The sequence below is a fragment of the Gordonia sp. 852002-50816_SCH5313054-c genome (assembly GCF_001665925.1).
Taxonomy (GTDB): Bacteria; Actinomycetota; Actinomycetes; order Mycobacteriales; family Mycobacteriaceae; genus Gordonia; species Gordonia jacobaea.
The window spans coordinates 49,599-63,151 of the sequence record NZ_LZTE01000053.1 but is presented as its reverse complement, the minus strand read 5'-3'; the positions used below and the strand labels follow the sequence as shown (position 1 = coordinate 63,151).

Sequence of the window (13,553 nt, the reverse complement as noted above, 5' to 3'; positions counted from 1 at the left end):
CCAGATCGGCTGGACGAGACCGGCTGATCGGGACCGCGGGCAAACACGAATCAGCCGGCAGTCGCGACCGGCTCCCCTGTCTCGAGCACGTCGGCGAGGAACTTCCCGGTGTGGCTTCCCGGTGTCTCCGCAATGTCTTCGGGAGTCCCCTCGGCGATCACCGTGCCACCGCCCGTTCCACCTTCTGGTCCCATGTCGATGACCCAGTCGGCAGTCTTGATGACGTCGAGGTTGTGCTCGATCACGATCACCGTGTTGCCCTTGTCGACCAGTCCGTTGATCACGTCGAGGAGCTTCTTGATGTCCTCGAAGTGCAGGCCGGTCGTCGGCTCGTCGAGGATGTAGACGGTTCGGCCTGCCGACCGCTTCTGCAGTTCGGCGGCCAGTTTGACGCGCTGGGCCTCACCGCCCGAGAGTGTCGGTGCGGGTTGTCCGAGACGGACGTATCCGAGGCCGACGTCGACGAGCGTCTTGAGGTAGCGGTGGATCGAGGTGACAGGCTCGAAGAAGTCGGCGGCCTCCTCGATCGGCATGTCGAGAACCTCCGAGATGGTCTTGCCCTTGTAGTGCACCTCGAGGGTCTCGCGGTTGTACCGCGCACCGTGACACACCTCGCAGGGAACGTAGACGTCAGGCAGGAAGTTCATCTCGATCTTGATGGTTCCCTCGCCCTGACACGCCTCGCAGCGTCCGCCCTTGACGTTGAACGAGAACCGTCCTGGCTGGTAGCCGCGCACCTTCGCTTCGGTCGTCGCTGCGAACAGCGTGCGGATCTTGTCGAAGACGCCTGTGTAGGTCGCCGGATTCGAGCGCGGTGTCCGACCGATCGGCGACTGATCGACCTGCACGAGCTTGTCGAGGTTGCCGAGGCCGTTCACGCGAGTGTGCCTGCCCGGTACCTGACGCGCACCGTTCAGCTTGTTGGCGAGCACCGTCGCAAGGATGTCGTTGACCAGCGTCGACTTTCCGGATCCGGACACCCCGGTGACAGCGGTGAGCACGCCGAGCGGAAACGAGACGTCGATGCCGCGCAGGTTGTGCTCGCGCGCCCCCACGACGGTGAGTTGGCGGTTCTTGTTGATCGGCCGACGGATGGGCGGGACCGGAAGCGTCTCGCGGCCGGACAGGTAGTTGCCCGTCAGCGACTTGCGGTTCTTCAGCAGATCCTTGTAGCTACCGGAGTGCACCACCTTGCCGCCGTGCTCGCCCGCGCGCGGTCCGATATCGACTATCCAATCGGCTGCGCGGATCGTGTCCTCGTCGTGTTCGACCACGATCAGCGTGTTGCCCAGATCGCGCAGTCGCGTGAGGGTGTCGATCAGTCGACGATTGTCGCGCTGGTGCAGTCCGATCGACGGTTCGTCGAGGACGTAGAGGACACCGGCGAGACCCGAACCGATCTGAGTGGCCAAACGGATTCGCTGCGCCTCGCCACCCGACAGCGACCCTGCGGCACGGGACAGCGACAGATAGTCGAGTCCGACGTCGAGCAGGAACGTGATGCGTGCCTGCACCTCTTTGAGGACGCGGCCGGCGATCGCCTCCTGGCGTTTGTCGAGCTTCAATCCGCCCAGGTAGCCCGCGGCGTCGGCCACCGACAGCGCCGACACCTCGGCGATCGATTTCGGTCCGTATTCGGGGTGATCGAGCGTCACCGCGAGGATCTCCGGACGCAACCGCGCACCCTGACAGACCGGGCACGGAACGTCGCGCATGTACCCCTCGTACCGTTCCTTCATCTGTTCGGATTCGGTCTGGTCCATGCGGCGGTTGAGGAACGCCATGACACCCTCGAACTCGGTGTAGTACGAGCGCGTCCGTCCGTACCGGTTACGGAACTTGACGTGCACCTGGTGCTCGCTGCCGTTGAGCAGCGCGTTCCGCGCCTTGGCGGGCAACTTCTTCCACGGGGTGTCGACGTCGAATCCCATCTCGTCGGCCAGACCGGACATGAGTCGCAGGAAGTAGTCGGCGTTGTGTCCGGTCGACCAGGGGGCGATGGCGCCCTCGGAGAGTGAGAGGTCGGGATCGGGCACGACGAGGTCCTCGTCGACCTCCTTGCGAATCCCGAGGCCGTCGCATTCGGGACATGCGCCGTACGGCGAGTTGAAGGAGAACGACCGCGGCTCGAGATCGTCGATGGCGATCGGGTGTCCGTTCGGGCACGCCATGCGCTCGGAGAATCGACGTTCGCGGTGGGGATCGTTCTCCTCGATGTCGACGAAGTCGAGGACGACAATGCCATCGGCAAGCCGCAGGGCCGTCTCCACCGAGTCGGTGAGACGCTGCTTGGCGCTCGGCTTCACGACGAGCCGGTCGACGACGACGTCGATGTCGTGCTTTTCCTGCTTCTTGAGCTTGGGCGGGTCCGTCAGCGAATGGATCTTGCCGTCGACGCGCGCACGGGAGAAGCCCTGGGTCTGCAGTTCGGCGAAGAGGTCGACGAACTCACCCTTACGAGTGCGGACGACCGGCGCGAGGACCTGAAAGCGGGTGCCCTCGTCCATGGCGAGCACCTGATCGACGATCTGCTGAGGTGTCTGCTTGGCGATCTCGGCACCGCAGATCGGACAGTGTGCGACGCCGGCGCGTGCGTAGAGCAGGCGCAGGTAGTCGTAGACCTCGGTGATCGTGCCGACCGTCGACCGAGGATTGCGGTTCGTCGACTTCTGGTCGATCGACACCGCGGGCGAGAGTCCTTCGATGAAGTCGACGTCGGGCTTGTCCATCTGCCCGAGGAACTGCCGCGCATACGCAGACAGCGACTCCACGTAGCGTCGTTGGCCCTCGGCGAAGATCGTGTCGAAAGCCAGCGACGACTTCCCCGAACCCGAGAGTCCGGTGAACACGATGAGGCTGTCGCGGGGCAGATCAACATCGACACCGCGAAGGTTGTGTTCGCGGGCACCACGGACGATCAAACGATCAACCACTACTGTCCTATCCACATGTCTTGGCTGGTCCATACGTCTTGGCCAGCCCCTGCGCGGGATCGCCGCGCATCCGGCCGCCGCTGGGCACCGATCGTCGACCGATGTCACGTTGGGCGTGTCTGTCTCGTTGGGCGTGTCCGCGGCTCACCATAACGGCAGCCACCGACAAGAAATCTCGACGCCGAGCCGGCGGTCTCCAGGCGGCGTCACAACACTTGTCAACGATACGCGGCCCACCAGGTGTTCCCATCCTCGTCCACCGCGTCGACCTGCGTGGCTACGCTGAGTTCATGACCTCGTCCGACCTCACCATCACCGACGAATACACCGGCGATCTGTCCGAGACCGGCCCGCAGCGCCGCACACTGAGCAACGCCTCGATCGTGAAGATCTCCGTTGGGCCCATGGACAACAACGTCTACATCGTCACCAGTGTCGCGACCGGCGACCAACTCATCATCGACGCCGCCAACGATGCGGACACCATTCGCGATGTGCTCGACGAACTCGACGGCACCCCGCGCACGATCTTCACCACGCACCAGCACTACGACCATTGGCAGGCACTTGCCGACGTCGCGTCAGCGACGGGAGCGCCGACCGCGGCCGGCAGGATCGACGCTCCCGAACTGCCCGTGACCCCCGACATCCTCCTCGACGACGGCGACGTGCTGACCGTCGGCGACCTGACCTTTGACGCAATCCACCTCGTCGGCCACACGCCCGGATCGATCGCGCTGGCACTCACCGATCCCGCAAGCGGCGTCGTCCACCTGTTCACCGGCGATTCCCTCTTCCCGGGCGGCGTCGGAAAGACCTGGGCGCCAGGCGACTTCGACACTCTCGTCGACGACGTCGAGACCAAGCTCTTCGAGCGCTATCCCGACTCGACCGTCGTGTACCCCGGCCACGGCAAGGACACGACCCTCGGCACCGAACGCCCGTCGCTGGACGAATGGCGCGAACGCGGCTGGTGAGAATCGGCCTACACGCACAACACTTGCGCCAGATCATCAACTCCGCCGAGCGCCCCGACACCGGACGGGTAGCCTCGATAGAGCGCCGCCGACCCCAGTCCAACGCGTGATCGACCAACGCAGTGACCGAAGAGCCGCAGTAAACGAAAAGCACAGTGACCGACTAACACAGTGACTTCCGAAGGGACCGTGTCAACAAGATGATCCTCCGCCGTATTGCCCGACCGATGCTCGCATCGGTGTTCATCGTCTCCGGCTATGACGCCCTGCGACACCCGCAGAAGCGAGCAGAAATCGCGGAGCCCTTCGTGGAGAGCACCGTCGGTGTGCTGCCGGACGAGGTCACCTCCGTCATCCCCACCGATCCGGTCACGCTGGTCCGAGTGAACGGCGGCATCCAACTCGCGAGCGGTGTCCTCCTTGCGACGGGCAAGTTCCCACGCTTCGCGTCGGCCGTTCTGGCGGGCTCCCTCGCACCGACGACGTTCGCCGGCCATCCCTTCTGGGAAGAGTCGGACCCGGTTGCGCGGAGTATGCAGCGCACACACTTCCTGAAGAACCTGAGCCTGATGGGCGGCCTGCTGATCTCGGCGGCCGACACCGAGGGCAAGCCCTCGCTCGCGTGGCGTGGTCGACGCAAGGCCGACGCCGCACTCGCGGCCCTGCCACTCGGCGCGAAGGCGAGCACCACAGCGTGGGATTCGATCCGCGAGCACGCACAGGATTCCGCGTCGACGCTCGGTGAGAAGTCCAGCGAGGCCGCAGGTCTCCTCAAGCAGGACGCGCACAAGTTGGGAGAGCGTTCTGCCGAGGCCGCGGAGAAGTTCCGCGATCGTGCGCCCGTCGTCGCAGAAAACGCCCGCGAGCGTTCGGCGGAATTCGCCGACAAGGTGCGCGACCGTGCGCCCGTCGTCGCAGAAAACGCCCGCGAGCGTTCGGCGGAGTTCGCCGACAAGGTGCGCGACCGCGCCCCCGAGATCGCTGAGACGGCACGCGAGCGCTCCACAGAATTTGCCGACAAGGTGCGCGACCGCGCCCCCGAGATCGCAGAAGCCGCTCGGGAGCGCTCCGCAGAGCTCGCCGAAGCCGCGCGGGAGCGTTCCGCAGAGCTCGCAGAGTCGGCCAAGGAACTGGTGTCGACCGCAGGCGACAAGGCCGACGCAGCCGTCGCCGACAGCAAGAAGCGCTGGCGCAAGGCCCGGTCCTGACCCCTTCGCTCTACGCGCGGACCCCATCGCCTTCGGAACAGACTCCGAGCGGGCGCATGGGGTCCGCCGCGTTTCCGCCACAGCACTATCCGTGGGTCGCGGACACCGACTACGCCCCTCTGGAGATGCGCCACGAAGGTCGCACGCTCATGGTTGCCGTCGGTTCCAACGCATCACGCGCGGTGCTGACCACAAAGCTCGCCGATGTGGGCGGCGTCGACATCCGTCCTGCCCGCGTCGTCGTGAGCGGTATCGCTGTCGGGTATTCCGGCCACGTGTCGGCCCGCGGATACATTCCGGCAGCTCCCTTCGCGTCCCCCGGCGCCAACACACCTCTGACGGCGTTCTGGCTCGACAACGACCAACTCGCCGCACTCGACCGCACCGAACCCAATTACCATCGATTGACAGTGACCACGACTTCTCATCCCCTGCGTGAACTCCTCGACGACGTCGACTCCGCTCCCCTCCGCTCACCGATGCCGGTGCGCGAGTTCGCCATATACGCATCACGACACGGAATCCTCACCGATCGACGCTCGACCCCGCTCCCCTTCTCGACCCAGTCCGCAGTCCTCGCGCACCTTGCGGAAGCGCTCGACGACCCGTCGCTGGCGGAGCCGCCCGCGATCGTCTGCGCGCGACTCGGCGACACCGACGCGGGCAAGGATCTGACAGCGGGCAAGGATCTGACACGGCGCATCCAGAGCCGCGGACAGTGCCGTCCCGACGGCCTCAGCCGCGACACCGCACCCCACCATCCCGACAGCACCGCACATACCGCATTCGGTACGCACGCCGAACCCGACGATGAGATCCGATGAGTACCTCGCCGACACACACCGAACGCACCGATCCCCGGATCGATGAGGAACAGACACACCTCGACGCCGTGTACGGGCGTCTGGACAGGATGCGTGCCAACACCCGTCGTCGACTCGCCGCAACCCTGCGCGAGTCCGCGGGAACCCCGCAGGCGCTGTCCGAACGCGAGTCCTACGAACGCATGTACGTCGACGACCTCGCGAAATACGATGCCGCCGAACACAATCTGTATTTCGGCCGCCTCGACCTCGACGACGGCGAAACCCGGCGGATCGGACGCATCGGAGTCCTCGACGACGATGACGGCGACACGACACTGCTTCTCGACTGGCGGGCGCCCCTGTCGCGAGCGTTCTACCTCGCAACGCCTGCAGCGCCGGAAGAGGTCGCTCGCCGCAGACACATCCGCACGCGAAATCGTGGCGTCCGTGAGGTCAACGACGAATTCCTCACCGCGGGTGAGGCTTCGATCGACGAGTCAGCGCACGGCGACGTGGTCAACGAGTCCGCGCTCGTAGCTGCCCTCAACGCCGCACGTACCGGCGAGATGACCGACATCGTCGAGACCATCCAGCGCGAGCAGGACCTCATCATCCGGTCACCGCACCGCGGCGTCACGGTCATCCAGGGCGGCCCCGGCACCGGCAAGACCGCCGTGGCGCTCCACCGCGCCGCATACTTGCTGTACACACATCGAGACATCCTCTCGCGCAGTGGAATCCTCATCATCGGCCCCAACAGCGACTTCCTCGACTACATCGGCCAGGTGCTGCCTTCGCTCGGTGAGTCCGGAGTGCTCCTCGCGACGATCGGCGAGCTCTTCCCCGGCGTCACCGCGACCGCCGACGAACCTCGACGCACCCGAGAGGTCAAGGGGCGCTTACAGATGCTCGACGTGCTCAAGCGCACGGTTCGGGCACACGAGTCGCTGCCGACCAAGCCGGTATCCGTGGACTTCGACGGTTACCGGGTCGAAATCGACAGTGCACTCGTCAAGGCAGCGCGTACGGCGGCCCGCGGGTCGCGCAGGGCGCACAACCAGGCGCAGCCGGTATTCCTGCGCTCGGCACTCGACGCACTCGCCGCCCGACACTCGGCGGCGATCGGCGCCAGTCTGCTCGACGGGTCGCAACTCCTCACGCCCGCCGACCTCAAGGACATTCGCGACGACATGGGTCGCGATCCGGATATCCGTGAGGCGGTGCTCGCCTTCTGGCCGACGCTCACTCCGACGGACGTTCTCCGCGACCTCTACGACGACCCCGCCGCCATCCGCAAGGCCACGCCGGGCTGGTCCGACGATGATCGCGCAGCGCTCCACCGGGCACGCCGCAGGCCAGTCGGCAAAGCGGAAAAGGGCAGCGAGAGCGACGAGTTCACTCCCGCCGACGTTCCGTTGCTCGACGAACTGGCCGAACTCGTCGGCTACGGCACCGATGAGGCCGAACGTGCCGAACGCGAGCGGTGGCGTCGACAACTCGCCGACGCCCAGGATGCGCTCGACATCCTCACCGGCTCGGCACCACAGGATCTCGAGGACGAACTCGACCCGGAGATCCTGATGGCCTACGACCTGATCGACGCAGAGCAACTCGCCGCGCGCCAGACCGACGTACAACGCGCGACCACCGCGGAGCGCGCCTTCAACGACCGCACCTGGACATTCGGCCACGTCATCGTCGACGAAGCCCAGGAGTTGTCCGGTATGGCGTGGCGCATGGTGATGCGCCGAATCCCGAACCGGTGGATGACCATCATCGGCGACACCGCACAGACCGGCGACCTTGCGGGCACGACGTCGTGGAGCGAGGTACTGACACCCTACGTCGCGAACCGTTGGCAGTTGCGCGAGCTGACCGTCAACTACCGCACGCCGAGTGAGATCATGACCTACGCCGCGCGCGTCCTGGCGCACGTCGGCGATTCACTGACACCGCCGACCTCGTTGCGCAGCAACGGAATCGATCCGTATGCCCGTTCGGTGTCAACTGCCGAGCTCGTCGCGACTGCGATCGAGGAGGCCACGCGACCGGAACTGCGCGGGCTGACCGGAATCGTGGTGCCCGACAGCCTCTTCGACGCCACCTCGCAGTTGGTCGCCGGCCTCGACCCGACGACACTCGGCGTCGACGAGCTCCCCCGCGTCCACACGGTCACCACCTGTAAAGGGCTCGAGTTCGACACGACTGTCGTCGTCGAACCGAGCGCACTCATCGCTCAGTCGCCGCGCGGATACAGCGATCTCTACGTCGCGCTGACCCGCAGCACGCAGCGCCTCGTCGTGGTCAACGCCGACCCGCTGCCAACAGAGCTCGACGACATGCCGCGTCGCTGAACGGCTTTCGACGACGCCCGTCACACTCCTGATCGCTCATCCTGATCGCCCGTATGGTCGCCCTCGGGGTGCAGGATGACGAGTTCGCGGGTCGCACGAGTCATCGATACGTAGCGGTCGACGGCCCCGGTGATCCCCGAGCCGAAGACCTCGGACTCGACAACCACGACCAGATCGAACTCGAGGCCCTTCGCAGTGATCGGATCGAGTGCGCGCACCCGGCCCGTGCTGGTGAAGTCCGGATCACCGATCACACACGCGACGCCCTCGTCATTGCGCGCGAGCCACTCGGCGAGGATCACATCTCGGTCACCGTGCGAGGCATGTCGAACGGGCAGTCCCGATTCCCTGATCGACGACGGCACGTTGGCATCCGGTATGGCAGCTCGGATCACCGGCTCGGCCGCCTCCATGACCTCGGCGGGCGTTCGATAGTTGATCAACAACGACTCGACGCGCACGTCCCGGCATCCGACGCTGCGAAGCCGTTCCGACCACGACTCGGCGAACCCCGCCCGCGCCTGCGCCCTGTCGCCGACGATCGTGATGCTTCCGGACGGGTTGCGCCGCAGCACCATTCGCCACTGCGCCGGGGTGAGTTCCTGCGCCTCGTCGACGATGATGTGCGCGAACGGCCCGTCGAAGGTGCCGGGCTCGATGTCCGGCGCGGCCGAATCGTCGACAAGAACGTCGCGCAGGTCTTTCTGCCGAAGCATCGACATCAGGCCCTCGCCGTCGTCGTAGGTCGTCGACGCCATGAGGTCGTCGACGACGAGGTCCATACGACGGCGCTCGGCTCGCAGCGCGGCGGACCGGCGGCGACGCCGATCGTCCGCACTGCGGTCTCCCAATCGGTTGCGCGCGGCGTCGAGAAGCGGGAGGTCGGCGTCGGTCCACGCATCCGGACGCTCGCGCTGGAGCCGTCGCACGTCATCCGGCGCCAACCACGGCGCACACATTCGGAGGAACGCGGGAACCGACCACAGGTCGCCGACGAGATCCGTCGCGTCGAGCATCGGCCACGCGCGCCCCACTGCCGCCGCAAGAGAGTCGTTGCGCCGCAACGATTCCTGCACGTCGTCCAGGTCGAGGTCATCGTTGCCGATGCGTCGCCGCACCGTCTCGGCCAGGTATTGCCAGATCGCGCCGCGCGCCTCGTTGTGTGGCATGCCGGCCTCGGGCGCCGCGAATGCTTCGGCCCAATCCCGCCGCCGCAGAGTCACATCCGCCCACTCGGTCTCGACAAGAAGCGGTTCCGTCGGCGGTTCCTCGTACCACCGCACCGCCGTCTCGATCGCGTCGACCATCCCCGCCGTCGACTTCAGTGCCGCCGCCACATCGTCGGCCTCTCGCACCGCGGTATCGCCCTCGGCGACCAGATCGCGCAACGTGCACGTCTGCACGCCTTCTTCACCGAGACTCGGCAAGACATCGGCGACATACGAGAGGTACTGCTCGTGTGGTCCGACGATCAGCAGACGTCCGCGCGTGAGCCGCGCGTCGGAGTAGAGCAGGTAAGCGGCGCGATGCAGCGCGACGACGGTCTTTCCGGTGCCGGGGCCGCCGTCGACGACCAGCGCGCCTGCCGAGTCGGCGCGGATGATGGCGTCCTGGTCGGCCTGGATCGTCGACAACACGTCACGCATGCGTGGCGAACGGCTCGCGGAGAGGCCTGCGAGCAGCGCCGAATCGCCGTCGAGCCAGACCCCATCGTCGGCGGCGTCCGCGGTGAACACTTCGTCCCAGTAGTCGGTGATCTGCCCGCGCGTCCATCGGTAGCGTCTGCGGGAACGCACGCCCATCGGCTGCGCCGCGGTCGCGTTGAAGAACGGAGCAGCGGCGGGGGTCCGCCAGTCGACGAGCAGTTGGCGGCCCGACTGATCGGTCACCCCGACGCGACCGATGTAGACGGGGTCAGGCTCGTCGATCAGCGTCATCCGGCCGATGCACAGGTCGAGGCCATAGCGACGCAGCGTCCGCAGACGGCTGGTCAACTGATGAATCTCGAGGTCGCGATCCGATGCGCGCTGCCCACCTCCACCCTCTGCCCTGCGCGCGGCGTCGAGCCTGGCTGAGAGCGCATCGACCGTGCCGGCGAGGGATGCAGTGGTGTCCTCGAAATGGCGCACGTCGCTCTCGATACGAGTCGGGACGGATTTCGGTGACTCGGGCGGAAGATTGAAGACATGGTCGGTCACTGCGGGCACTGGGCGACTCCGAAAAAGGCTGGGCGGGGGGCGGAATCACCGATTGTGCACCCGGATGGGGGCCTTGCGGCAAGGCCCCTACCTCGCGTTATAGTGAAAAGGGCAGGGACGCAGCAGTGACCACGGCGGATCGGGAGTCACGCTCCCCACAGCACATCGCGACGGCTTTCATCACGACGACTTTTCATCACGGCGGCATACGTCGAACCACCAGCACACGCGCAACAGCTGGGCAGACGAATCCGTCTGCCCGGCTGTTGGTTTCGAGGAGAAGCGAACTAGGTGGTGTGCACGATCAGCACATCGCACGCAGACTTACGCGCGACGTCGGCCGGCACCGAACCCAGCAGACGTCCCGCAATCGAATTCAGTCCACGATTGCCGACGACGAGAAGATCAGCTTGAACATCGGTGACCAACTGCAGCAGAGCATCCACGGGTGCGCCCTTCACCGGGCGTGCCACGATCTGCGTGCCCCCCGACTTCGATGCCCGCTCCTTCGCCCGACGCAGAATCTCGTCGGTCGGGGCACTTCCGGTCACCTGATAAGCCTCGTCTTTAAGGACGTCCGCAGCCTCACCGGCGCCGCGATCGTTCGGAAAATATGCACATGCGATCACCAATTTCGAATCGCCCGCGATCGCACCCGCGCGATCGACCGCCTTCAACGACGATTCCGATCCGTCCGTTCCGACGACGATCGTCTGGTAAGCGCCCATCCCTGACCTCCACACATGTCTGATTCCGCACATTCGCGGACTTCATCGATCACGACAACTTTAGAGTCACCTGAATCGGCAGGATAGTGTGCCACGCAACATTTGTCCGATGATCACGGCGATCGCTACACCGCGCACCCGAGTGGGACGAACGTCCCAATGGGGAGTGCCAACTACTTGATTCCGGCGGCATCCATGCCGCGCAGCTCTTTCTTCAGATCTGCGATCTCGTCGCGCAGCCTTCCGGCGAGTTCGAACTGCAGATCGCGAGCCGCGCTCATCATCTGCTCCGTGAGTTGCGCGACGAGATCGGCGAGCTCGGCTCGTGGCATCGATCCCACATCTCGCTTCTCGACGACCCCCGCGGAGCCGCCCTTCGCCTTCGAGACTTCTCCCTGCGCTCGCCGTCCACGGCTGGCGTTGCGGCCGGAGCCACCGACGTCGACTGCCGAATCCTCCGCTTCGCGGTACACCTGATCGAGGATGTCGGCGATCTTCTTGCGCAGTGGTTTCGGGTCGATGCCGTGTTCTTTGTTGTAGGCCACCTGCTTCTCACGACGACGCTCGGTCTCTTCGATCGCGTTGCGCATCGACTCGGTAACCGTGTCGGCGTACATGTGCACCTCACCCGAGACGTTACGGGCAGCACGCCCGACAGTCTGGATCAGCGATGTCGTCGACCGCAGGAATCCCTCCTTGTCGGCGTCGAGGATCGCGACGAGCGACACCTCGGGAAGGTCGAGTCCCTCGCGCAGCAGGTTGATACCGACCAGCACGTCGTATTCACCCGATCGGAGCTGCCGCAGCAACTCGACCCTTCGTAGCGTGTCGACCTCGGAATGCAGGTAGCGCACACGGATACCGAGTTCGAGAAGGTAGTCGGTGAGATCTTCTGCCATCTTCTTGGTCAATGTCGTCACCAGCACGCGTTCGTCGCGCTCTGTGCGATCACGGATCTCGTGAACCAGGTCGTCGATCTGCCCCTTGGTCGGCTTCACCACGATCTGCGGATCGACCAGCCCGGTCGGGCGGATCACCTGCTCGACGAACTCTCCGTTGGACTGGCCGAGTTCGTACGCGCCCGGCGTCGCGGACAAATAGACCGTCTGCCCGATACGACCGACGAACTCGTCCCAGGTGAGCGGACGGTTGTCGACCGCGGACGGTAGCCGGAACCCGAAGTCGACCAGATTGCGCTTGCGCGACATGTCGCCCTCGTACATGCCGCCGATCTGCGGGACCGTCACATGCGACTCGTCGATCACGAGGAGGAAGTCGTCGGGGAAATAGTCGATCAGCGTTGCGGGGGCGCTGCCCGCCGGCCTGCCGTCGATGTGGCGCGAGTAGTTCTCGATGCCCGAGCAGAACCCGACCTGCCTCATCATTTCGAGGTCGTAGCTGGTGCGCATGCGCAGGCGCTGCGCCTCGAGGAGTTTGCCCTTGCCCTCGAGGTCGGCCAGGCGCGCCTCGAGCTCTTCCTCGATGCTCGTCATCGCCTTCTCCATGCGCTCAGGTCCCGCGACATAGTGCGTCGCGGGGAAGATGCGCAGCGTGTCAACCTGTCTGACCACATCACCGGTCAGTGGGTGCAGATAATAGAGCGCCTCGACCTCGTCGCCGAAGAACTCGATCCGCACCGCCAACTCTTCGTACGACGGGATGATCTCGACGGTGTCGCCGCGGACACGGAAGCTTCCGCGGGTAAACGACATGTCGTTACGGGTGTACTGCACGTCGACCAGCAATCGAAGCAGTGCGTCGCGGTCGATCTCGTCGCCGACCTCCACCTCGACCGAACGGTCGAGGTAGGACTGCGGCGTGCCGAGGCCATAGATGCACGACACCGATGCCACGACCACCACGTCGCGCCGTGACAGCAGACTCGACGTCGCGGAGTGCCGCAGGCGTTCGACGTCGTCGTTGATCGACGAGTCCTTTTCGATGTACGTGTCGGTCTGGGCGATGTACGCCTCGGGTTGGTAGTAGTCATAGTACGAGACGAAGTACTCGACAGCGTTGTGCGGCAACATTTCTCGAAGTTCGTTGGCGAGCTGCGCAGCAAGTGTCTTGTTCGGTGCCATCACGAGCGTCGGGCGCTGGACCCGCTCGATCAACCACGCGGTGGTCGCGGATTTACCGGTGCCGGTGGCGCCGAGTAGGACGATGTCGCGCTCCCCCGCCCCGATACGACGTTCGAGGTCGTCGATGGCTTTGGGCTGGTCACCTGCGGGCTCATACTCGCTGACCACCTCGAATCGACCCTCGGTACGTTCGACGGCGCCGACAGGACGGTGCTCGGAGTGCGCGAGAATCGGGTGTTCGGTAGCAAAAGCCATAGTGCCAGGGTAA

General features: G+C 65.4%; 8 protein-coding genes. 4 read left to right on the top strand and 4 right to left on the bottom strand.

The window, feature by feature from the left end:
- Positions 1-50: 50 nt before the first annotated feature.
- On the bottom strand, positions 51-2,933 hold the full coding sequence (uvrA, locus tag A5788_RS12575) for an excinuclease ABC subunit UvrA (RefSeq protein ID WP_049698138.1): 2,883 nt from the start codon (positions 2,931-2,933) through the stop codon (positions 51-53).
- 290 nt (positions 2,934-3,223) lie between these two features.
- On the opposite strand from uvrA, the gene A5788_RS12570 reads away from it, so the two are divergent.
- The 4 genes from A5788_RS12570 (at position 3,224) to A5788_RS12555 (ending at position 8,278) form a co-directional block, all read left to right on the top strand.
- A complete protein-coding gene (locus A5788_RS12570) occupies positions 3,224-3,910 on the top strand; it encodes an MBL fold metallo-hydrolase (RefSeq protein WP_049698551.1) in 687 nt (228 codons plus the stop codon).
- 200 nt (positions 3,911-4,110) lie between these two features.
- Positions 4,111-5,118: a DoxX family membrane protein gene (locus A5788_RS12565; RefSeq protein ID WP_049698139.1), complete on the top strand. Its 1,008-nt coding sequence runs from the start codon at positions 4,111-4,113 to the stop codon at positions 5,116-5,118.
- A 56-nt stretch (positions 5,119-5,174) separates the two neighbouring features.
- Complete coding sequence (locus tag A5788_RS12560; RefSeq protein ID WP_049698140.1) at positions 5,175-5,942, top strand: hypothetical protein; 768 nt, start codon at positions 5,175-5,177, stop codon at positions 5,940-5,942.
- A complete protein-coding gene (locus A5788_RS12555) occupies positions 5,939-8,278 on the top strand; it encodes a HelD family protein (protein WP_049698141.1) in 2,340 nt (779 codons plus the stop codon). The genes A5788_RS12560 and A5788_RS12555 overlap by 4 nt, the downstream gene beginning before the upstream one ends.
- Positions 8,279-8,298: 20 nt before the next feature.
- Here the strand turns inward: A5788_RS12555 and helR are convergent, their stop codons facing one another.
- The 3 genes from helR to uvrB form a co-directional block, all read right to left on the bottom strand.
- Complete coding sequence (gene helR / locus A5788_RS12550; protein WP_049698142.1) at positions 8,299-10,485, bottom strand: RNA polymerase recycling motor ATPase HelR; 2,187 nt, start codon at positions 10,483-10,485, stop codon at positions 8,299-8,301.
- Positions 10,486-10,763: 278 nt separating this feature from the next.
- Positions 10,764-11,204: a universal stress protein gene (locus A5788_RS12545; protein ID WP_049698143.1), complete on the bottom strand. Its 441-nt coding sequence runs from the start codon at positions 11,202-11,204 to the stop codon at positions 10,764-10,766.
- A 173-nt stretch (positions 11,205-11,377) separates the two neighbouring features.
- Positions 11,378-13,540 carry an excinuclease ABC subunit UvrB gene (gene uvrB / locus A5788_RS12540; protein WP_049698144.1) on the bottom strand — a complete coding sequence of 721 codons (2,163 nt, stop codon included), beginning with the start codon at positions 13,538-13,540 and terminating at the stop codon, positions 11,378-11,380.
- Between the last annotated feature and the right edge of the window lie 13 nt (positions 13,541-13,553).